The following is a 22,293-nucleotide window of genomic DNA, read 5'->3' on the forward strand; positions in this document are numbered from 1 at the left end:
TTTTGCCGAACTTTGCACCGCTCAAGTTCGGCAGGTACCCCGGCGTGGAACTATCTCGTTGTCCACGCCCATAGGCGCATCACCGTTCGGGATCATGGAGCGCTACGTATGTCGCAAACGTCGCGAAGCTCACACGTATGCGCAGCCGGCCAGTGGAAGATGGGCGACGCGCCGAAGGATTCATCGAAACTATGATCAAAGCGATCGCGGCTTTGGGGATCGAAATCACCCAAAGAGGTGCGCGACATTCAGAACGCTAAGGGAATGGTGAACGCCCAAAGAGCCAGTAGTGTGGCACAAGCGATGAGCGAAGCCGCGGCCGCCAAATCCGATAAGCCTTGCGCAGAAGCCGCGGGTTCTGGACTGCCCAATGCTAGTCTAGCCTAAGTTTTATGAGTTGCTGCGGAACAACCGATTTATAACATCTTGGATGATCCTCGCGCAGGGCGCCGTAAGCTGTGACCTGAGGGTTCATGAACTCAACTGCTCGAGCGGTCTGCAGCCACGGCGCTGGCCATCTTCTCGGCAACAGCGAGGTCCGTTCGGTTGAGAATGGCCGCAGATCGACTTAACCGTGTCGCAGACTGCTTGGTGCTTCACCGAAGTGATCACGAAAACATTTTGAAAAATGCGATGATGAGACAAACCCGCAAGCGATTGCCACCTGCAGCACGGACATATCGGTCAATTCGAGTAGTTGGCGCGCCCGCGCCATTCTGAGCAAAAGATAGTATCGCATCGGCGTCGCCTTGAGATGGTGAAGACAGAGGCGCTGGATTTGCCGGCAAGAAAGGCCCAGCTCTTGAGAAATAGCGCGAATCGTCAACGGCTCATCTACAGAATTTTCCATCATGCGGATGATGCGGATCAGCTTTTCGCTCGCGCCGCTAAAGCGAAGCCCAAGGGGAGCAGATTGACAGCTTTCCCCCTCGCGCCATCGATCGGCTGTGAGGAATCGGCAGACTGATCGCGCCACATCGGAACCACATCGGTGTTCTACTGAGCTGATCGCGAGATCAAATGCCGCAAATTCACCGGCGCAGGTGACGATTCCGTTCTGCTCGACGAATAGGGCGTCGGTCAGCTTGAGACCTTCGAATGACTCCGAGAAGGCTGCCATCGTGTCCCAGTGGATGGTACAGCGCGTGTCTGACAACAGACCGGCGGCAGCAAAGACCCATGCGCCGGTGCCGAGTCCGTAAAGCCTCACATTGCGACGCGCACAGAAGCGTAAAAGTGACAACAGTGGTGCTGAGGGATAATGTTCGATTCCCGCGCCCGCGCAAACCACGATGCCATCGGGCAAACGCTCCGATTTCAGAAGCTTGGCTTCCTTAAGACTTGCATCCACGCACACTCGGATTCCACTGGCACATATAACAGGGCTGCCGTCGTCGCTTATCAACCTCCATCGAAACCGCTCGCGTCCGGACAATCTGTTCGCATACCGCAATGGATCGATGAACGACGACATACACAGTTGTGAAAATCCCGGAACAAGGACTATCGAGAACTCCGTGACTCCATCAGCCAATGGCATGAAGGCCGTGGAATCTAAGTTTCCGCGACCCAATCTCCGCTCGCCAACAAGTCGGTTGTTTATTACGTTCATTCTGTCACCGCTTGACCAGAGGACGCCGTCTTATCCTCTAGCGAGAGGAACGACCGCTATCCTTTCCCGCTTCAGCCGCCTGCGAGCGCCTTTTCCAACTCCGGCAGGATGAGGAAGAGATCGCCGACCAGGCCGTAGTCGGCAACCTGGAAGATCGGCGCCTCCTCGTCCTTGTTGATGGCAACGATGACCTTCGAATCCTTCATGCCGGCAAGGTGCTGGATGGCGCCGGAGATGCCGACCGCGATGTAGAGATCGGGAGCGACGACCTTGCCGGTCTGGCCGACCTGCCAGTCGTTGGGCGCATAGCCGGCATCGACCGCGGCGCGCGAAGCACCAACCGCCGCGCCCAACTTATCGGCAACCGGCAGGATGACCTCCTGGAACTTCTCCGAGGAGCCCAGCGCACGGCCACCCGAAATGATGATCCTGGCCGAGGTCAGTTCCGGACGATCAGTTCCGGAAAGCTTGTTCTCGATAAAGGACGATACACCGGGGTCGGCTGCCGCCGAGATAATCTCGACAGCAGCCGCATTGCCTTGGGAGGCGACGGGAAATGAAGCAGTGCGCACGGTGATGACCTTCTTGGCGTCGCTCGACTGCACCGTCTGGATGGCGTTGCCGGCATAGATCGGCCGCTTGAACGTGTCTGGTGAAACCACTTCGATGATCTCGGAGACTTGCGCGACATCGAGCAGGGCCGCCACGCGCGGCGCGACATTCTTGCCCGAAGAGGTCGCCGGTGCGATTATGGTGTCGTAGGGGCCGGCCAGCGAGACAACGAGTGCCGCGGTCGGCTCGGCGAGGCGCTCGGCCAGTTCGTCGGCCTCGGCCAGCAGCACCTTGCTCACGCCCTCGAGCTTGGCAGCGGCGTCGGCCGCGCCCTTGGCGCCTTTGCCGGCGACCAGCACATGCACGTCCGAACCGATCTGCAGCGCCGCCGAGAGCGCCTTCGCGGTCTGGTCGGAAAGGCTGGCGTTGTCGTTTTCTGCGATGAGGAGAATGGTCATTTTATCTGTTCCTTCCAGTCTCAGAGCACGCCGGCTTCGTTCTTGAGCTTGTCGACCAGTTCGGCGACACTGTTGACCTTCACGCCTGCCTTGCGGCCGCTGGGCTCCTCGGTCTTGAGCACCTTCAGGCGCGGCCTGACGTCGGCGCCGTAATCGGCCGGGCTCTTTTCGTCGAGCGGCTTCTTCTTGGCCTTCATGATGTTGGGCAGCGAGGCATAGCGCGGCTGGTTGAGGCGAAGATCGGCGGTGATGATCGCCGGCATCTTCAGTTCCACCGTCTGCAGGCCGCCGTCGACTTCGCGCGTCACCTTGGCCTTGTCGCCGTCGATCACGACCTTGGAGGCGAAAGTGCCCTGTGCCCAGCCGAGCAGGGCGGCCAGCATCTGGCCGGTCTGGTTCGAGTCATCATCGATCGCCTGCTTGCCGAGGATCACGAGACCGGGCTGTTCGGCGTCAACGACGCCCTTCAGCACCTTGGCGACGCCGAGCGGCTCGGTCTGCTCGTCGGTCTTGACCAGGATGGCGCGGTCGGCGCCCATGGCGAGCGCGGTGCGGAGCGTTTCCTGCGCCTGCTGCGGGCCGACCGAAACGACGATGATCTCTTCGGCCTTGCCGGCTTCCTTCAGCCGGAGCGCCTCTTCCACCGCGATCTCGTCGAACGGGTTCATCGCCATCTTGACGTTGGCGAGTTCCACCGCCGAACCATCAGCCTTCACACGAACCTTGACGTTCGCATCCACAACCCGCTTCACGGGCACAAGCACTTTCATCGGATTTTCCTTTATTCACCCAGACGGCGCGGCGGCTGTGCGTGCGTACTGCATGAGGTTGAAGTCGGGTTTCAGGAGCAGTTCCCGCGGAAGCTCGACACGAGCTCCGAAGAGCCGGCGCGCTACCATGTGCGTTCTTGCATCATTCATCGTGTCAACGGCCACGGCCAAGCCATCGCGAAAGTACCAAAACGCTGAACAGCCCGGTTCCGCCGACACTGCGAGGATGTCATCGTAATCAAGCGCCAGACCAGCTGTTTGCAACTTGGTGTCGTATTGGTCGCTCCAAAACCATGGGACGGGCTCGTATGCCACCGGTCTTCCCAAAATGGCATTAGCGACGACACTGCCCTGCTCGATGGCGTTTTGTACCGATTCCAGGCGGATTGACCGGCTGCCAAAAGGAAAAGCGGCACAATCACCAGCCGCATAGATGTTGGGGTCGGAGGTCTGACCGAATTTGCCAACAACGATGCCATTTTCGACTATCAGGCCGGCTTGCGCGGCGAGCTCAACATTCGCCATGCCACCAATCGCAACCAGCACCAAATCGGCAGGGAGCATCCTCCCGCTTTGCAAAGATACGCTCGAGACTTTGCCGCTGTCGCCGGAAAATCCTTTCAGCTGCTCATTGGTTAGGATGGTCGCACCGTGGCGCACATGAAGTTCTTCGATCGCTTGAGCTGTTGGAGCGCCTGCGACGCGCTTGAGGACCCGGTCAGCCATTTCGACAATGGTGACCGCATTGCCCATTCGAACAGCAACCGAAGCAACTTCCAGCCCCACGTAACCGCCGCCAACGACGACGATGCGCTTTGCGCTTGCTAACGCGCTCCGAAGGCGATCGGCATCCGCGATGCTCCTCAGGGTCAGGATCCCGTCCAGGCCGTGCGTCGTCTCTTCTGGAAGGGCCCGCGCCCGTGATCCTGTGGCTAAAACGAGCTTGCTATAAGAATAACTTCTGCCGTCAAATGTCCTAACAGTTCGGGTGTTGCGATCGACGGTGCTAACGGAACTTCCTCGCTCGACCATAATTCCGGCCTTAGCGTAGAACTCCTGAGGACGAAATTCCAATCGCTCCGCTGTTGTCTCGCCCTTCAGGTAGGCCTTGGACAGCGGAGGCCTTTGGTAAGGCAGCCATGGCTCATCACCAAGCATGGTAACGGCGCCGTCGTAGCCGGAGTCGCGTAACTTTACGGCACACGAGAGCGCAGCCTGCCCGGTGCCGACAATGACAACATTGTCCTGCATATGTTCCTCAGGGGGTGCTTTTGCCCTATGCTGCCACTAGTCTAGTCGCAGCGTGATCGATTGCTTCTTTCGTCCAGGCCAGATCACTGTCGGTCAGGGCAAGGGATGGGTAGATCTTACCCGGAGACTTGAAGATCCCCTTCTCACGCAGGGCGGTATTAAATGTACCGGCCGCCGCGGAATTGCCTTTTGCGACGTCTTGATAAGATTTCACGGTTTGCTCGGTGAAGACCACGTCAAACAGCACTGGATCGCCGACGATCTGGTACGCGATACCGGTTTGGTCGAGCGCGTTGCTAAGCATTCCCATGACCGTTACGCCATATCCGCGAAGTCGGTCGTAGTTACTGGGTCGACGCAGGATCTCCAAGGTTTTGAGTCCGGCCACAGCGGCAAGAGGATTACCGCTTAGCGTCCCGATCTGAAGGGTGAACCCGTCCTTCCCAACAGCTGCTTTGTCGAAGTGGGCCATGATCTCCGTCTTCCCCGCAACCGATGCAAGCGGAAGGCCGCCTCCGATGATCTTGCCCAAGGTGCATAAATCGGGCACCACGCCGTATCGCTCCTGAGCGCCGCCGTAGGCCAGGCGGAATCCGGTGACAACTTCGTCGAAGATTAGAACAATGCCTCGCTTCGACGATTCCTCGCGCAATGTCTCCAGAAAACCTGGCGCCGGTGGGATCAAGCGCTGGAGCGGCTCTACGATGATTCCGGCGATCTTCGAGCCATGCTCAGCCAGGAATTGACGCACGAATTCTACGTCATTGAATGGCGCGACGAAGACGCCGTCACGGACTTGCTCGGGAATCCCGGCCGAGTCTGGAACGCCGTTGGGATAATTCTCAATTCGGTCCGGAAAAACACTGATCAGCGCTTCAGACGACATCCCGTGATAGCCGCCCTCAAACTTCAGTATTTTATCGCGACCAGTATGCGCTCGTGCGAGACGCATAGCGTACATATCCGCCTCGCCGCCTGTCGAAACATATCGAAGCTGTTCTGCACACGGCACCGCCTCGCAGATGACTTCCGCAAGTTCGATCGCATGCCTGTTACTGGCGAAAAAGGTGAGACCCCGTGTCGTTTGCTCGCGAATGGCCTCAATGACCTCGGCATTGTCATGACCTAGGATCATAGGTCCCGAGCCTATCAAAAAGTCGATATACTCCTTGCCATTCTCGTCCCAGACATGAGCGCCATGGCCTTCTCGTATGACGATGGAAGGATCAAAATTTCCAAATCCACCGCCGGGTAAGACCGCCTTCGCCCGGCTCACCCAGTCGCTTTGTTTGGCGCTAGCATTCACGACGGTGTCAAGCATGTGCTGCAACCTTCTTGGTCGGGCTTGAGCTTTCAGCATCAACCCGTGGATGTTCATTGTTGGGATCGAAGACGGCGTCGCCGAGAACTGTCGCCGCTCGAGGCTCGCCGAGCACCATGACCTGCAAATTCGTTCCGACCTGCGCAGCTTCGGGAGCGACATAGGCGAACGCGAGGATTTTCCCGGCAGTCGGGGAATAGGCAATGGAGCTGACGGACCCGACCTGCCGATCACCCAGCAAGACAGCTTCGCCGCCATTTCCGTCGGACACGCCGTCGGCTTCGATCGCAAGATAAGCGCAAATCCAACTCGGTCCTCTCTCCATTGCTTCCAACGTAGCCTGCCTTCCAGCAAATTGAGGCTTGTCCAACTTAACGAAACGCATGACGTCGGCCTCTGGAAGCGTCACTTCATTGGTCAATTCCCCTGCTCCCTTGAACATCTTTTCCAAGCGCATGACGTTCATTGCGAATGAGCCGTAGTCGACTAAGCCGAAGGCGCTGCCGGTGGCATGCAGGGCGTCGTAGATAGCCGGCAGGCTTTCTCTAGAGGTATGGAATTCCCAGCCCAGCTCGCCCGCATAGGACATGCGAAACGCCCAAACCTTCTGCCCGGCGACTTCGATTTCTTTAGCCGTCAGCCAGGGAAAAGCCGCGTTTGTAAGAGCAGCCTCGGTATTCGGTCCCAGAATGTCGCGTGACCGTGGCCCGTTAAGCGCAAGCGCGCCCCACCTGTCCGAGAGATTAGTGATGGTCAGGGACTCGGTCGCCGTACGCGCAAACGTCAGGTGGTCCAGGAGTCGCTGTTCGAAGAAGGCAGCGCAGGTGAAGTAGAAGCTGTCATCCGCCAAGCGAACGATGGTCGTTTCCAGCTCGATGCGCCCTCTATCGTTGAGCAAATGCGTAAGAGCAATTCGGCCGGTTTTCGATGGGAGGCGGTTCGGTATCAGTCGATCAACGAACCCGGCAGCATCCGGGCCCGACACCTGAACCTTCGAGAAGGCCGAGATATCCATCAGGCCGGCACACTCGCGCACCGCGCTGATTTCCTTCTGAACGAGCGGAAACCAGGCGGGTCGCCGAAACGAGTAATAGTCCTTCTGCTCAAGACCGTCCTTCGCGAACCAGCGGGGGCGTTCCCAACCATAGACCTCTTCGAACACAGCGCCGCGCTTCTGCAGGCGGTCGTAAAGTGCGCTTGGCTTGACCGGCCGCCCATCATGACGGTTGAGGTGCGGGAAGGGTATTTCATGGCGCAGAAGGTAATCTTCTTTTGCCTTGATGACCTGATAGTCTTGATCGGCAAACTTGCCAAAACGCCGGGGGTCGTAGTCGCGCATGTTGATGTCGGCGGCGCCGTGAACCATCCAACGGGCCAGTTCGCGCGTCAGCCCAGGCCCCCAACCGATACCAATCTGACAGCCGCAATTGAGCCAAAAGTTCTTAAGCCCAGGCGCTGGGCCGATGAGTGGGTTCCCGTCCGGGGGGTGTGAAATGGCGCCATGCACAGCCCGCTTGATGCCGAGCTGAGAAAGCACGGGCATCCGACCCATCGCATTTTCGAGCCAGGGCATAATGCGATCGTAATTGGGCTCGAACAACTCATGCTCGGCTTCCCACGGACAACCTTCGATCCAAACGGCATTGGGATTCGCCTTCTCGTAGATGCCGATCAAACCGGACTTCTGCTCCATCCGGACGTAGCCGGATACCAAACGATCATCCCGAACGACGGGAAGCTCCTTTTCTAGCATCATGAATTCCGGAACAGTGTCCGTTATCAGGTAATGGTGGGTCATGGAGGTGGTGGGGACATCGAGCCCAACCCATTTTCCAACCTGGCGCGCGTAAGTGCCGCCCGCGTTAACGACATGCTCGCAAACGATCTCGCCCTGTTCCGTAAAGACGCGCCATTCGCCATTGGGCTCTGGCTTTACGTGCATGACCCGACATTGCCGTACGATCTTGGCCCCGAGCTGACGTGCACCCTGCGCAAGTGCGAAGGTGGCGCCGGAAGGGTCAACATGGCCGTCATCCGGCGTGTACAGTGCCGCCTGTACCCCTTCGAGATCGTAAAAGGGATGAAGCTCTCTGATGCGCTCCAGATCTACCAATTCCATGGTGAAGCCCAGCGCCTTTCCGACGCTCAGGGTCTGACGGAGCCAGTCGAGTTCATCATCCGTGTAAGCCAGCCGCAAAGAGCCACAGCCGTGCCAGGTTACGGATTGTCCGGTCTCCTTTTCGAGCACCTTGGAATAGAGATCGATATTGTAGCCGACGCATTTTCCGAGCGAAAAACTCGACGTCGAATGCGTGATCTGCCCAGCGGCATGCCACGTCGATCCCGACGTTAACTCGGCCTTCTCCAACAAAACGATGTCGGTCCAGCCTTCATGCGCGAGGTGATAGACGAGGCCGCATCCCATGATGCCCCCGCCTATGATTACTACCCGCGCGTGAGATATGGTCATTGTCGTCTCTCCAAGAAAACTGCCTGTAGACAGGGCTACCGAACAAGTGTACGATTGTCAAGGATGAAACACATGACTGTACCAAAGGGAAAAACAGCCACAACGGTTCTCGACGATCTGACGAGCCGCCTATCTACATTCACTCCCGAGTTGCAAAAGGCAGCTGCCCACGTGCTCGAGAATTCGAACATGATCAGCATCACGTCGATCAGAAGCATGGCGCAAGGCGCAGACGTAAAGCCCAACACGCTGGTGCGAATGGCGCGCGCGCTTGGTTTTGAGGGCTACGAGGATTTTCGAAAACCCTTTCGCGAGCAAGTGATGCGCGGACGTGAGGACTTTCCCGACCGGGCCCGCTGGCTGCAGTCGCTATCCAAAGGCGGGAAACTAGCCAGCCTCTATAGCCAGATGGCATCGACGTCGATCGAAAATATCGAAGGTCTGTTTTCGGGAACAAGCGCATCCGAGATCAAGAAACTGGCGGATTCCATTGTAAAAGCGCGCACCACCTACGTCTTGGGCTTGGGTTTTGCGAGTTCGGTTGCGCGAAATTTCGCCTATCTGGCAAGCATGGCAGTGGACAGCGTCGTTGCGATTCCACGCGAGGGATCCCTTCCTGTGGACGGGTTGGTCCGCGCCGAGAAGGGCGATCTCTTGATAGCGATGACGTTCAAGCCGTACCGGCGCGAGGTTGTCGAGGCCGTAGAGTTGTCTCGCGCCTATGGCATCAAGGTCGTTGGCATCTCCGACAGTCCCGCGTCCCCTATCCTGGCCCGCGCCGACCAACGTTTCGTCCTCCCGACCGACACACCACAGTTTTTCCCGTCGACCGTTGCCTTGACGGCGCTTTTTGAAACGATCGTTGCTTTCGTGGTGGCTGAAGCGGCGGCCGATGCAGTCAATAATATCGAGCGGTTTCATAAGCGCCGCTACGAGCTTGGTGTCTATTGGAAAGAGGAACCACGATGAACGTTTCGTCCGAGCCGCCGAAACCCCTGCGATCGCTGGAAGCGCGCTACTATACCGATCCTACCATCTTCGCCAAGGAAGAAGACGGACTCCTGAGCCGGACGTGGCAATTCGCAGGCCACTCCTCTTTGGTGGAGAAACCTGGCGACTACTTCACCTTTGAGCTCGCAGGGCAGAGCCTGTTTTGCATTCGCGACAGAGATAGCCAGGTCCGCGCTTTTTACAATGTATGCCAGCATCGCGCGCACGAATTGGTAAGGGGAAGCGGGAACGCTCGGCTGCTGGTATGCCCCTACCACGCTTGGACCTATGAACTCACGGGCAAGCTGCGAGGCGGTCCCAACGTCAACGCCGTCCCGGGGTTCGATCGCAACGACATCTGTCTGACGAGCGTGAAAGTCGAACTGTTTTGCGGATTTGTTTTTGTCAATCTCGACCCGGACGCCAAACCGATGGACGAATGGTTCCCAAAGGTTCGGCAGGAGCTGACGGAATTTGTCCCTCACATCGACCAGCTGAAGCCTCTGGAATGGGTTGAGATTCCTGAAAGCTGCAACTGGAAGGTATCGATCGAGAACTACTCCGAATGCTACCACTGTGCTCTGAACCACAAGACCTTTGCTACCGGGGTTATAAAGCCCGAAACATATGACATCCAGCCTCAGGGCTATTGTCTGCGTCATACTACCGAATGCCAGAATCTCGACCGAATGAGTTATCCCATTGACCTCAACGCCAATGCGCGCGCTGGAGAATATTCGTCCTGGTTTCTTTGGCCGACATTTTCCTTTCAGGTTTATCCCGGCAATATTCTCAACACCTACAACTGGCGTATCAAGAATGTCGACGAAGTCGTCGTCTGGCGTGGTTGGTATACGATCGACGGAGCCGATTCCGACATCATCCGAAAATTGGCGATCCAAGACAGGGCAACAACCGTCGAAGAGGATATCCATATCGTCGAGGCCGTCCAGCGTGGCTTGCACAGTCGCGGATACAGGCCGGGTCCGCTCGTTATCGATCCGAACTGCGGTGTGAACTCCGAGCACTCGGTACGAATGTTGCAGCAGTGGATGCGTGAAGGTGTCGATGTCTGAGATCAAGGCCTATTGGCAGAACTATATAGATGGCGAGTGGGTCGACGGCGGTGCGGGCAATCTCACCGTGGATGATCCTGCAACTGGAGATGCGCTTGCGCAGCAGGCCCTGGCGAGCGCGCAGGACGTTGATCGCGCCGTGAAGGCCGCCAAGGCCTGTCATGAGTCCGGCGCGTTGACAGAAATGCGCCCCGTCAAGCGGGGGCGAATGGTGCGAGCGATGGGTACCTATCTGCTCGATCATATCGATGAGATTGCCTATGTCCTATGCCGCGAAGCGGGCAAACCGCTTTGGGAGGCCCGCATCGAGGTCGAAGGGGCGGCTCGATATTTCGAGTACTACGGCAATCAGTGCGAAACGATCGAAGGTCGTTCCATACCTCTCGGAGACGGCTACTACGATTTCACGGTCTATGAACCGTTCGGCGTATCCGCGCATGTCGTCCCCTGGAACTATCCACTTGAGATGACCGCACGCTCGTTGTCGGCGGCTCTGACAGCAGGCAACGCGTGCGTCGTAAAGACGCCTGAACTCGACCCTCTGACCAATTCGTTCATCGCAAGCGCCGCCGAGTACGCGGGGCTGCCGCGGGGGGCGGTGAACATTCTCTGCGGCTTGGGCCGCGAGGCGGGCGGGACCCTCGTCAGCCACCCCGACGTAAATCAGATCGTCTTCACCGGCTCGGTTCCGACAGGGGTCAGTATCGCATCGGCCGCTGCAAAAAATGTCGTTCCATGTGTGCTTGAATTGGGCGGTAAGTCCGCCGCGATCGCTTGGCCGGACGCGAACCTGGACCACCTCGTGTCGAATGTTCGTTGGGGGATTTTCTTCAACGCGGGCCAGGTGTGTTCGGCTATGTCTCGGCTGATCGTGCATGAGGACGTGCACGACGAAGTTGTTGAGCGGGTTGCGGACATGGCGCGCTCCATTTCAGCAGGTCCTGGCGTGGATAGGCCAGAATTCGGTCCCAACATGGGTGCCATGATTTCGGACTCGCAGCGAAATCGAGCTGAATCCATGTGCCAGCAAGCCGAGCGGCAGGGAGGGCGTGCGGTTGTCGGTGGCAGGCGCCTCAACCGTCCAGGATTTTTCTTGGAGCCGACTGTCTTCGACAACGTAACACCGGATATGACGATCGCACGAGAGGAAGTCTTTGGGCCAGTTCTCTCGGTTTTGAAGTTCGGCAGTGACGATGAGGCGGTGCGCCTGGCGAACGGCACCGATTATGGCTTGGTCTCCGGTATCTTCACGGCAGATGTCGATCGCGCGATGAAGACCGCCCGGCGCTTAAGAGCCGGACAGGTGTTCGTCAATGAGTGGTACGCCGGCGGCGTCGAGACACCCTTTGGCGGCTACGGCAAATCGGGCTACGGCCGCGAAAAGGGCCGAGAGGCGCTTTGGAACTACCTGCAAACCAAAAACATCGCGATTGCCATTCGCTGAAGGAGAACTCCGTTGCAACAGGATTTGTTTGACGTCGGCCTTGCCAAGCGCAAGGCGACGTTAGGAGCGAAGTACGTCGAAGCCAATCTCGCTGCGGCCGATGATTTCACCCGGCCCTTTCAAGAGGCGATGACAGCATGGTGTTGGGGTTTTGGTTGGGGAGATGAGACGATTGACCCGAAAACGCGCTCGCTGATGAATCTCGCCATGATCGGCGCTTTGGGCAAAATGCATGAATGGGAAACGCATTGCCGCGGCGCCATTACCAATGGCGTCTCAACGGACGAAATCCGCGCTGTTGTCCACGTTGTCGGCATCTATTGCGGCGTTCCCCAAGCGCTCGAGTGCTTTCGCGTTGCCCGCAAAGTGCTGCAGGAGCAAGGGTTGCTATGAAGATCACCGGTATAACTGTTTGGCAGGTAGACCTGCCTCTCTCGAAACCATATTGGCTATCGGGAGGACGACTTCGCTTTGACAAGCTCGACAGCACGTTCGTCCGGATCGACACCGATGAGGGCATCTCGGGGTGGGGTGAAGGATGCCCCTGGGGCAATACCTATCTACCCGCCCATGGGCCCGGTATTCGCGCTGGAATTGGAACGCTGGCGCCCTCTCTATTGGGGCAGGATCCTTGCGCTCTCGACGCCATTAATCGAACGATGGACGTTGCCTTGCCTGGCCACCTCTACGTCAAATCGGCACTCGACATGGCGTGCTGGGACATACTGGGGCGCGTTTCTGGAATGCCTCTTTGGCGGTTGCTTGGAGGCGACAAAGCCGACCCGGTTGCCGTCAACTCGTCTATTTCCACCGGATCGAACGACGAGATGATCGCGCTTATCCGTCAGGCCTACGAGCATGGATATCGGACGCATTCGGCGAAGGTTGGTGGCAGTGATCCTGTCGTTGACATCTCGAGAATCGAGGCAATCGAAGCGGCTTTGCGCCCCGACGAAACTGTCACCTATGACGTGAATCGCGCCTGGGTTCCTGCCGTCGCGGTTCAAGTGTTGAATAATGTCGCCTTGCGTGGATGGGTCGAGCAGCCTTGCGAAACCCTTGCGCAATGCGCCCAAGTGGCAAGCCGGGTGAAACAGCCTATTATGCTCGATGAGTGTCTGCATACCTTCCAGGATCATCTTGATGCGTGGAAGGTCGGTGGGTGCGAGGGCGTCAAGGTGAAGCCCAATCGGGTTGGCGGGCTGACCAAGGCAAGGCAAATTCGCGACTTCGGCGTGTCTGTCGGCTGGCAGATGCATTTGGAGGATCTTGGGGGATCTGCTCTAGCCGACACGGCAGCCATACACCTTGCGTCCTCCACCCCGCGCGAAAACAGACTCGCGAGCTGGCTTTGTCATCACCACCTGGCCGTCGATCCTGTTCCAGGTCAAGGGGCGCGGAACGTCAAAGGCTATGCCACGCCCCCCTCGGCGCCAGGCTTGGGAGTGAGCCCCGACGCCGACCGGCTTGGGACACCAGTGTCGACGTTCCATTAATTCGGGAAATCCGCATGAGCTCACAATCCGTAATGCGTGCCGTTGTACTTACTGGCCACGGCGGCCTGGATAAACTCGACTATCGTGAAGATTGGCCAATTCCGGTGCCGGCCGATGGGCAGGTTCTGATCAGAGTCGGTGCCTGTGGTTTGAACAATACGGACATCAACACTCGCACGGCCTGGTATTCCAAATCGGTGACAGATGGAATTACCCCATCGACCGGCAGCGATGGCTTTGCCGAAGCTCGATCGGAGGAAGGAAGCTGGGGGGGTGCGCCGGTTCGGTTCCCTTTGATCCAGGGCGCTGATGTCGCTGGCACCATCGTCGGTGTCGGTGAGGGGGTGGATGCCGCACGAATTGGTGAGCGGGTTATAGTGGATCCCTGGTTGCTTGGCACCGGTGATTGGATGGACCTTGCCAATGCGATCTATTTCGGATCGGAGTGCGACGGCGGCTTTGCCGAATATACGGTCATACGCTCCGGCAATGCGCTGCCTATCGACACCGACCTTTCCGATGCCGAGCTTGCAACATTCCCCTGCGCGTACACGACGGCCGAGAACCTTGTGGCGCGAACGGACCTTCGTCCCGGTGAGACAGTGGTGATCGCGGGAGCTTCGGGGGGTGTCGGGTCGGCGGCGGTGCAACTGTGTCGGCTGCGCGGAGCGCGTGTCGTTGCTATAGCGAGCCCGTCGAAGGTGTCCAGCCTTAGAGAACTGGGCGCATATGCGATCCTCGATCGAAACACACCTGCCCTGTCAGACGCAATCCGGTCAGCGGTAGGCGGCCAGGTCGATGTCGCGATTGACGTCGTCGGAGGCAAGATTTTCAGTCATCTCATTGAGGCTTTACGCCAGGGGGGACGGTATTCCAGCTCCGGCGCCATTTCAGGGCCTACCGTCGAGTTCGATTTGCGACAGCTCATCTACAAGGATCTGCAGCTCACTGGCGCAACCATTGTGCCACCTGGCACTGCTAGGCGACTAGTAGGCCTCATCGAGCAGGGACTGCTGAAGCCACTTCTGGCAGCGCAGTACCCTCTGCGAGAGCTCCCCCAAGCACAGCAGGCGTTTATGAATAAACAGCACGTCGGGAACATCGTGGTCACCACGCACTAGGCGCGAGTCTCCAACGGGGGCTATCGGCCCCTGTAGCTTAAGCCGCCGCCTGAAGCCTGTTAGGCTAGGCTGACCGCTCTGGCTAGCGCTGCACGGTTCTCTCGGATCGAGTCCAACCATTCCGGGTCCATCTGTGGAACCGAGGTTAGCAGGAGCTGCGTGTAAGGATGATGTGGAGGGGCGAAGAACTCATCCTTCGGGCCTTGCTCAACGATGCGCCCTTGATTCATCACAACGACTTCGTCTGCGATAGCTCTAACGGTCTGCAAGTCATGCGTGATGAACAGATATGAAACTCCGAGATTCTTTTGCAGGTCCATCAGCAGCCTAAGGATGCCCTGCGCCACCGATCGATCGAGGGCCGATGTTACCTCGTCACAAATGATCAGATCGGGCTTCGCGGCTAAGGCCCGCGCGATGCACAAGCGCTGTTTCTGGCCACCTGAGAGCTCTTCGGGAAAGCGATCCAGAAAATTGGGATCGAGCTCGATCTGCTCAAGCAGCTCAATGATGCCTGCTGTGCGAACGCGCCCCGTGAGCCCGTGGTAGAAGGTCAGGGGCCGTCCAAGTACCTCCCGCACGCGGTGGCGCGGATTCAACGATGTGTCGGGCATTTGATGAACAAGCTGAATGCGTCGGCGCAAGTCCAGGCTGCGGCGTTTGAGCGAGGAATCAATCACTCTGCCTTCGAATAAAAGGGTACCTTTGCTGCACGGCAGCAGGCCGGTAACGACGCGCGCGAGTGTTGATTTCCCCGAGCCTGACTCACCCACCACTGCTACCGTAGTGCCCTCCCCTACGGAGAGGCTGACGTCATGGAGTACCTTGATCGAGCCGTAGGCGGCCTCCACGGAGGAGACGGTTAGGATCTTTCGACTTGCGGTCGTTGTTTCGCTTTTTGGAGCATCACGCCTCAGGAGCTGGCGCGTATAGCCGGCCAAAGGCCGCTCTAAGATCTGCCGGGTGTTGCCTTCTTCGACCAGTTCGCCGTGGCGGAGCACCATGATGCGATCGGCGAGCTGGGCGACAACCGCCAGATCATGGGTGATATAGATAGCCGCGGTGTGGAAATCGCGGACAACATCCTTGATCGCTGCCAGCACCTCGATTTGAGTGGTCACATCAAGGGCGGTCGTGGGCTCGTCGAAGACGATGATATCCGGCTTGCAAGCCAACGCCATCGCCACCATCGCCCGTTGCAACTGGCCACCGGAGACCTGGTGCGGGAAGCGCTCGCCGAAGGACTCCGGATTGGGCAGATGCAGCTTTCGATAAAGTTCGACCGCCTCAGCGCGCGCGGACGAAGCATCGCGAACACCGTGAACGACGGCAACTTCGGTATATTGATCGACAAGCCTGTGCGCTGGATTGAAGGCAGCTGCCGCCGACTGAGCGACGTAGGCGATCCTCACGCCTCGCACCCGGCGCAATTCTGCCTCGGAAAGCTCGCTTAAATCTTCGCCGGCGAACAGAATGGTCCCATCCGTGATCCGGCAACCAGGTTTAACATACCCGAGCGCTGCAAGCCCTATCGTCGACTTGCCGGCGCCGGATTCGCCGATAAGACCAAGGATCTCACCGCGTCGCAGCGTGAGATCAATCCCTTTGACGATCTCGGCCCAACCGGCTTTGCTTTTGCCTCGGATTCGAAGGCCTTTCACATCCAGTATGACGTTGCCTTTGGTGCTGCGGACGCTATCAAGTTTCGTCATCTAAACCGCTCGATTCGTGCAGAAACCAATCCACTAGAAAATTTACTCCGACCGTCAGAAGGGCAATGGCGGCGGCGGGCAACAGTGGGGTGATATCACCGTAGGTGATAAGAATTGCGTTGTCCCTCACCATGGAGCCCCAGTCTGCTGTGGGTGGCTGCAGGCCGATGCCCAAAAACGAAATGGAGCTGATCAGGAGAAAAACGAAGCAAAAACGCAAACCGAACTCCGCCACGAGCGGAGGCAAAATGTTCGGCAACACCTCACGCGAGAGTATCCAGATCAGCCCCTCCCCCCGCAGGCGCGCTACCTCCACATAATCCATCACCGCGATGTTCATTCCAGCCGCGCGCGACAGGCGAAAGACGCGCGTCGCGTCGAGCACGGCAATAATCGAAACCAACGAAGTGACCGACGCGCCGAAAATCGTAAGCAGCAGCAAGGCGAAAATCAGCTGCGGGACTGCCATCAGGATGTCTACCAGTCGCGCCAGGGCTTGGTCGACCCAACCGCCGACGACAGCCGCGACAAGCCCGGCGCTGCCACCAATAAGAAAGGCAAGCGATGTCGTCAAAAACGCGATGCCGACGGTGTTTCGTGCACCGTATATTAATCGCGACAGCGTGTCCCGACCAAGGTTGTCGGTACCCAATAGATGCTGGGCAGTCCACGGATCAAACTGTGATCCAACCACCTGGCCTTCCCCGTATGGGGCAATCACGGACGCAAATAGCGCAACCACGACGTAGATGACCACGATGACAAGACCGAACCATGCGCTTAGAGGCGCCACACGAAGGCCTTCGAGCAAAGCCCTAAAGCGGCCGGGATCCTGGTGATGAGGCCGGCCGGCCGGGGCTATGTTCGGCAGCGGGGAAAGATCAGCGGGAGTACTCATTTGGGGTACATAAGCCTCGGATTGGTTGCAATCGCCAACACGTCGGCGAACATGTTCAGCAAAACGTAAGTGGCTGCAAATATAAGGCTGCAGGCTTGAACGACCGTAACATCGCGGCGCTGAACGGAGTCGATCATCAGCTGCCCGAGCCCCGGATAGACGAAGACAACTTCGACCACGACAACGCCTACAATGAGGTAGGCCAGATCGATCACGACGACGTTGATAATCGGCGCCAGGGCATTGGGCAGCGCATGCCACACGACGACCCGCCGCTGGCCAATGCCCTTCAGCTTTGCCATCTCTATAAACGGGCTGCCCAGAACGCTAATAATTGCCGCCCGTGTCATGCGCATCATATGGGCGGTGACGACCAGAGTGAGCGTCAATGCCGGTAACGTCACCAAGTAGAGGGAATGCGTAAAACTGTCGCTGTCTCTCATCGTCGACAGGCTGGGAAACCAGCCTGCCTGGACGGAGAAGAACATGATCAGGATGTAGGCGACGAAGAACTCGGGAAATGAAATCCAGGTGAGTGTAATTGCGTTCGTCAAGCGGTCGAAGACCGACCCGCGATAAAGCGCAGTGAGCAACCCCAAGAGCAACGACACCGGCACAGAGAAGCAGGCCGCAACGCCGGCTAGGAACAAGGTATTGCCCAGTCGCTCACCTATCAACTGTGAGACGGCACGCCCGTTTGCCAGGGAGTGTCCGAGATCTCCGGTGAGCAATCCGCCGAGCCAGTGCACATATCTGATGTGAAGGGGCAGATCGAGCCCCAGCTCGTGTCGAAAGGCCGCGACCGTTTCAGGGAGGGCGGACTGGCCCAGTATTTCGGTCGCCACATCTCCGGGAAGCAGGGACACCCCGAGGAAGATAAAAAGCGACACCACCCATAGGACAAAAATCCCCAGGGCGAGTCGCTTGATGATCAGCTTTGAAATGTTTCCCAACGGTCCCTCCGCGAACAGTCATGGCACAAATGTTTTTGTATGGACAGCCTAATAAAACAATCGTACCTTCGTCAACCGACGGACGGTCGGACAGAACAAATAAGTCGGGAAGGACCTCCGTGGCATCCTCGTCAAAGCGCTGCTGTTCTTCGCCCCATAACAGCGGCGAAACTGAGTGGGGTAAAATGGGAGAATTTCCATGAATGGTCACCTGTCATGGCGTCCAACCCGGCGAACCTTGCTCGTCGCCGGCGCCGCGGCGATTGCAGGCGCCAGCTTGCGCGGCGGCCCGGCTTTGGCCTCGACACCCAGGCGAGGGGGAACTTTACGCATAGGCTACTCCCAAGGCGCAACGGTCGACAGCCTTGATCCCATGTCTTACTTTTCCGATCCCCACTATGCCTGTGGGTGGCTTTTCGGAAACAATCTAGTAGAGCTCGCGCCGGACAGGAGCCCAGTTCCGGAGTTAGCTGAGAGCTGGGAGGCCAGCAAAGACGCCAAGACCTGGAGGTTCAAGCTGCGCAAGGGCGTGGAGTTCACGAACGGCAAGAAGCTGACTTCAGCCGATGTGATTTACTCCCTGAAAAGGCATACCGCAGCTGACTCCAAGTCGGCGGCAAAGGGCCTGCTTGAGGATTTTGCGGACATTCGCGCCGACGGGGACAACGTCGTTGTCATTGAACACAAAACCGGTGACGTTGACGTCCCTGTTATCCTTGGCGATTTCCACCTTCAGATCGTACCCGAGGGCTTCAAAGACTGGATCACCTTTGTTGGGACGGGACCCTATATCCTCGATAAATTCCAGCCGGGTGTAACGCTTAGTGCCCATCGCAATCCGAACTACTGGAAAGCCGATCGCGCCTGGTTCGATGGCGTGGAATTCACTTATATCAATGACGCTACAGCTCGGGCCAATGCCCTAACGACAGGCGCTGTCGACGCGGTTGATCGGATCGAGCCGAAGATCGTTCAGTTGGTAAAGCGAAACCAGCAACTAAAAATCGTGGAGACGGTGGGCGGCACCTACGTCGGTAGCGCCATGGACGTCAGCAACAAGCCCTATTCGGACAACAATGTCCGGGAGGCAATTAAATACGCAATTGACCGCGAAAGGCTGGTTGCCAGCGTCTTCTCGGGGTTTGCGGAAGTCGGCAATGACCAGCCGATCGCGAGCAACGACCCGTTTTTCAATAAGTCGTTGCCGCATCGCAAATACGATCCGGACAAGGCGAAGTGGCATTTGAAGCAGGCCGGGCTCTCGTCGCTCAATGTGGAACTTAGTGCTGCGGACGCCGCCTTTGGGGGCGCCGTCGATTCTGCCGTTCTGATGGCCGAGCAAGCGCGAGCCGCCGGAATCAATCTCGCCGTCAAGCGAGAACCAGACGATGGATATTGGTCCAACATCTGGATGAAGCGGACGTACTTCACGACCTATTGGGGTACACGGCCCACGCCCGGAATGATGTTCTCGCTTGCTTTCAAATGCGACGCTCCCTGGAATGAAACGCGGTGGTGTAACGACCGGTTCAGCCAAATGCTGCAAAGCGCCCGCACGGAGCTCGACGTGGACAAACGTCGTTCGATGTATCAGGAAATGCAGGCGATCTGCAGCCAGGACGGCGGCAATTGCATCTTCGCGTTCCCTGCTACTTTAGACGGCTACAGCACGAAGGTCGATGGCGTCGGGCCTGATCTCGTTCGCTCAATGGCGGGCGCGCGTTTGGCCGAGCGCGCTTGGTTCACGGAGTAGAAAAGCCAGCATGAGATCACCCCGCGGGTGACACGCCTTTCCACCGCACCCTCCCCCGGGTGCACTGTGTATTTACCACGGGATTGAACCTTAGACATGGGCGAGGACCAGCAATGAAAATAACGAGGCTCGTGGTCTGGGAGGTTGCCCTGACCAGCCATGTTGCTTATCACATGGCCGGCGGAAAAACCTGCGATACCGTGACATCGGTATTGGTTCGCGTTGATACCGATGAAGACATCTCGGGGTGGGGCGAGGTTTGCCCGATCCCCCACTATCTACCCGCGTATGCAGAGGGTGTCCGCCCAGCGCTCGAATATATGGCGCCAGTTATTATTGGGGCCGACCCTGTCGGACCCGAAGCCTTGATGACCAAGCTCGACGCATGGCTGCAGGGGCACGTTTACGCGAAATCCGCACTAGACTTAGCGCTTTGGGACATTACAGGCAAAGCTGCAAAATTGCCTCTCTACGCCCTTATCGGGGGACGGCAGGCGCTGCGAATGCCGCTGTATCATTCAATTACCTGTACTGCACCGGACGAAATGGCGCGCATCGCACGCGAAGCATTCGCTGAAGGGATGCGGCAGTTCCAGGTCAAGCTGGGTACGGACAACAATTGGGAATCCGACGTAGCGCGGCTTCGGCAAGTGCGCGAGGCGGTTGGCCCTGGTCCTCTCGTCTACGGAGACTGGAATTGCGGTGCGACCCGGTTAGACGCGACCCGCGTCGGCAAAGCCGTTGCATCACTCGACATCATGCTGGAACAGCCTTGCGCGACCTTGGAAGAGTGCGCTGCAGTCCGGGCTGCCACAGGCCTTCCCATGAAAATCGATGAAAACGGCTATGACAGTGGCTCGTTGCTCCAGGCCTACAATCTCGGCTGTATGGATGCCGTCGCGTTGAAGCTCTCCAAATCTGGCGGACTTAGCGCACTTCGGCGTCTTCGCGATCTATGCTTGCACCTTGGTGCCAAGATGTGCATCGAGGATACGTGGGGATCCGACGTCACCACTGGCGCCTTGCTTCACTTGGCCGCCGCCACACCCGTAAGCCGGCTTTTGAACACGTGCGACCTGTCAGGGTATGTTGCGCCACGCCTGGACGCCGGCGCACCCGCGCGCATTGGCGGCGAGATTTCGCCGCCCGACGGACCAGGGATAGGCGTCAATCCTGACCCTGACGTCCTTGGTCAATCGAGGGTAGTTATTGACTAAGCAGCAAAAGACTAATTTCGGTCGACGTGGATTTCGCGGCATTTGCAGTCGCTTGGATCCAAGGGCCTTCGACGGCCATGGTCCAGGGCAAGCTGATGATCGACAAACGGAAAAACGGGCGCTGGAGCCTGGTTTGGTCAGCACCCCCCTTCACAACCGGTCGGCGGGTTCAGGGTTCCTGCCGTTGAAGCATGATGTGGATGCGCCGATAGCCGAACCGGCGTCGTTCGCCTGCAGCCACCGTCTTCATCGCAGCGGAGACGGCATCAACGCTTAGCGACATTGAGCAATCGACGAAAGCCTAACCATGGCACTTGTAGCTCGCAGCCGTGGGCCACAAGTGTACCACTTGGCATCGGGCCTCATGTTTTTGCAGCGACATCCTTCACGATGGCATTGTCCAGCATCGGCTGGGGCGAGCAGCTTCTTCAGCTTGGCGTTCTCCTTTCATCAGCCTTCCGCTGCGCAACGGAACATCCATGCCACCGACGTGGCCATGCATTTATGGAAGTCCCTTCCGATATCCCAAGGTTGCGGCATACATCGGCGGGTCTTGATTCCCGCTCCTGCTCCTAAGATCGCGACGTGCACCGTGAACACTTCATTCGTCCCGTCTCCTTGTGCTCTGACCCCTGAAAACTGGATCACTCGAAAGTGAAGTTTTCCGCCGTAACATCCCTTGGCTGGGAGGAGCGGAAGGGATCGAAGTTCTCGGACGCGCAGAAGGCGTTCATTCTGAAGCAGAGATCGGACGGAGTCCCCGTCGCGGAGATCTGTCGTCGGGCGGGGGGTCAGCCAGGCGACGTACTTCGACTGGAAAATGAAATACGACGGACTGCTGCCGACCGAGATGAAGGGGCTGAAGCAGCTTGAGGACGAGAACGGCAAGCTCAGGAAGCTGGTGGCCGATCTTTCCTTGGACAAGGAGATTGCAGGCCGTCATTCGGGAAAACTGTGAGGCCTCGCAAACGCGAGCTGGTGGCGGACACGTGTGATGAGTGGAACGAGTCGATCCGGCGGGCAAGCCGGTTCTGGAGTTCGACGTCGACCTGTCACTACAAGTCCCGCCGCCGCGATCAGGCCGGCATCGAAGCTCGGATCAAGGACATCTGCCTCGCCCGGTCGGAGAACGGCCACGTGACCTCCACCGCGCCGAAGTTCACCCTCGCCCATTCAGCGATCCTCTTCTTGTCCCTATG

General features: G+C 58.1%; 18 protein-coding genes and 1 pseudogene. 10 read left to right on the forward strand and 9 right to left on the reverse strand.

Translation table 11 applies throughout. From position 1 onward, the window contains the following. The first annotated feature begins 12 nt into the window (after positions 1-12). Positions 13-195, forward strand: coding sequence for an FMN-binding negative transcriptional regulator (locus NKK50_RS26660; protein WP_352544112.1), 183 nt, complete (start codon positions 13-15; stop codon positions 193-195). A gap of 373 nt (positions 196-568) precedes the next feature. Here NKK50_RS26660 and NKK50_RS26665 read toward each other — a convergent pair whose 3' ends face one another. The 6 genes from NKK50_RS26665 to NKK50_RS26690 all read right to left on the reverse strand — a co-directional run bounded on the left by NKK50_RS26665 (position 569) and on the right by NKK50_RS26690 (position 8,434). Continuing rightward, positions 569-1,612: a GlxA family transcriptional regulator gene (locus NKK50_RS26665; protein ID WP_352544113.1), complete on the reverse strand. Its 1,044-nt coding sequence runs from the start codon at positions 1,610-1,612 to the stop codon at positions 569-571. A gap of 71 nt (positions 1,613-1,683) precedes the next feature. Then, positions 1,684-2,622 carry an electron transfer flavoprotein subunit alpha/FixB family protein gene (locus NKK50_RS26670; protein WP_352544114.1) on the reverse strand — a complete coding sequence of 313 codons (939 nt, stop codon included), beginning with the start codon at positions 2,620-2,622 and terminating at the stop codon, positions 1,684-1,686. Between the two features lie 20 nt (positions 2,623-2,642). After that, the gene (locus NKK50_RS26675) at positions 2,643-3,392 is read right to left on the reverse strand and encodes an electron transfer flavoprotein subunit beta/FixA family protein (protein ID WP_352544115.1); all 750 of its coding nucleotides are present in this window, start codon (positions 3,390-3,392) and stop codon (positions 2,643-2,645) included. A gap of 15 nt (positions 3,393-3,407) precedes the next feature. Next, the gene (locus NKK50_RS26680; protein ID WP_352544116.1) at positions 3,408-4,643 is read right to left on the reverse strand and encodes an NAD(P)/FAD-dependent oxidoreductase; all 1,236 of its coding nucleotides are present in this window, start codon (positions 4,641-4,643) and stop codon (positions 3,408-3,410) included. A gap of 25 nt (positions 4,644-4,668) precedes the next feature. After that, positions 4,669-5,964, reverse strand: a complete 1,296-nt coding sequence (locus tag NKK50_RS26685) for an aspartate aminotransferase family protein (protein ID WP_352544117.1) — start codon at positions 5,962-5,964, stop codon at positions 4,669-4,671. After that, positions 5,957-8,434, reverse strand: coding sequence for an FAD-dependent oxidoreductase (locus NKK50_RS26690; RefSeq protein ID WP_352544118.1), 2,478 nt, complete (start codon positions 8,432-8,434; stop codon positions 5,957-5,959). The genes NKK50_RS26685 and NKK50_RS26690 overlap by 8 nt, the downstream gene beginning before the upstream one ends. Before the next feature lie 72 nt (positions 8,435-8,506). Between NKK50_RS26690 and NKK50_RS26695 the strand changes: the two genes are divergently transcribed. From NKK50_RS26695 to NKK50_RS26720, 6 genes are read left to right on the forward strand one after another with little or no spacing between them, the layout of a single operon-like run. Next, entirely contained in the window at positions 8,507-9,403 is an 897-nt protein-coding gene (locus tag NKK50_RS26695) for a MurR/RpiR family transcriptional regulator (RefSeq protein ID WP_352544119.1), read from the forward strand. Further along, entirely contained in the window at positions 9,400-10,500 is a 1,101-nt protein-coding gene (locus tag NKK50_RS26700; protein WP_352544120.1) for an aromatic ring-hydroxylating oxygenase subunit alpha, read from the forward strand. The genes NKK50_RS26695 and NKK50_RS26700 overlap by 4 nt, the downstream gene beginning before the upstream one ends. Further along, positions 10,493-11,944 carry an aldehyde dehydrogenase family protein gene (locus NKK50_RS26705; protein ID WP_352544121.1) on the forward strand — a complete coding sequence of 484 codons (1,452 nt, stop codon included), beginning with the start codon at positions 10,493-10,495 and terminating at the stop codon, positions 11,942-11,944. The genes NKK50_RS26700 and NKK50_RS26705 overlap by 8 nt, the downstream gene beginning before the upstream one ends. A gap of 12 nt (positions 11,945-11,956) precedes the next feature. Beyond that, positions 11,957-12,337 (forward strand): carboxymuconolactone decarboxylase family protein, encoded by a 381-nt coding sequence (locus NKK50_RS26710; RefSeq protein ID WP_352544122.1) that lies wholly within the window; start codon positions 11,957-11,959, stop codon positions 12,335-12,337. Beyond that, on the forward strand, positions 12,334-13,440 hold the full coding sequence (locus tag NKK50_RS26715) for a mandelate racemase/muconate lactonizing enzyme family protein (protein ID WP_352544123.1): 1,107 nt from the start codon (positions 12,334-12,336) through the stop codon (positions 13,438-13,440). The genes NKK50_RS26710 and NKK50_RS26715 overlap by 4 nt, the downstream gene beginning before the upstream one ends. 14 nt (positions 13,441-13,454) lie before the next feature. Further along, complete coding sequence (locus tag NKK50_RS26720; protein ID WP_352544124.1) at positions 13,455-14,561, forward strand: alcohol dehydrogenase family protein; 1,107 nt, start codon at positions 13,455-13,457, stop codon at positions 14,559-14,561. Between the two features lie 59 nt (positions 14,562-14,620). Here the strand turns inward: NKK50_RS26720 and NKK50_RS26725 are convergent, their stop codons facing one another. From NKK50_RS26725 to NKK50_RS26735, 3 genes are read right to left on the reverse strand one after another with little or no spacing between them, the layout of a single operon-like run. After that, a complete protein-coding gene (locus NKK50_RS26725; RefSeq protein WP_352544125.1) occupies positions 14,621-16,273 on the reverse strand; it encodes an ABC transporter ATP-binding protein in 1,653 nt (550 codons plus the stop codon). Beyond that, positions 16,260-17,171: an ABC transporter permease gene (locus NKK50_RS26730; protein WP_352544126.1), complete on the reverse strand. Its 912-nt coding sequence runs from the start codon at positions 17,169-17,171 to the stop codon at positions 16,260-16,262. The genes NKK50_RS26725 and NKK50_RS26730 overlap by 14 nt, the downstream gene beginning before the upstream one ends. Then, the gene (locus NKK50_RS26735) at positions 17,168-18,124 is read right to left on the reverse strand and encodes an ABC transporter permease (RefSeq protein WP_352544127.1); all 957 of its coding nucleotides are present in this window, start codon (positions 18,122-18,124) and stop codon (positions 17,168-17,170) included. Before NKK50_RS26735 ends, NKK50_RS26730 begins: the two co-directional genes overlap by 4 nt. Positions 18,125-18,323: 199 nt before the next feature. Here NKK50_RS26735 and NKK50_RS26740 point away from each other — a divergent pair, with 199 nt between their 5' ends. The 3 genes and pseudogenes from NKK50_RS26740 to NKK50_RS26750 form a co-directional block, all read left to right on the forward strand. Next, entirely contained in the window at positions 18,324-19,877 is a 1,554-nt protein-coding gene (locus NKK50_RS26740) for an ABC transporter substrate-binding protein (protein WP_352544128.1), read from the forward strand. Between the two features lie 113 nt (positions 19,878-19,990). Next, positions 19,991-21,094: a mandelate racemase/muconate lactonizing enzyme family protein gene (locus tag NKK50_RS26745; protein WP_352544129.1), complete on the forward strand. Its 1,104-nt coding sequence runs from the start codon at positions 19,991-19,993 to the stop codon at positions 21,092-21,094. A 654-nt stretch (positions 21,095-21,748) separates the two neighbouring features. Next, positions 21,749-22,231 (forward strand): annotated as a pseudogene (locus tag NKK50_RS26750) (transposase); the annotation flags it as partial. Positions 22,232-22,293 lie beyond the last annotated feature (62 nt).

Source organism: Mesorhizobium sp. M0001 (genome assembly GCF_040324255.1).
Lineage (GTDB): Bacteria > Pseudomonadota > Alphaproteobacteria > Rhizobiales > Rhizobiaceae > Mesorhizobium.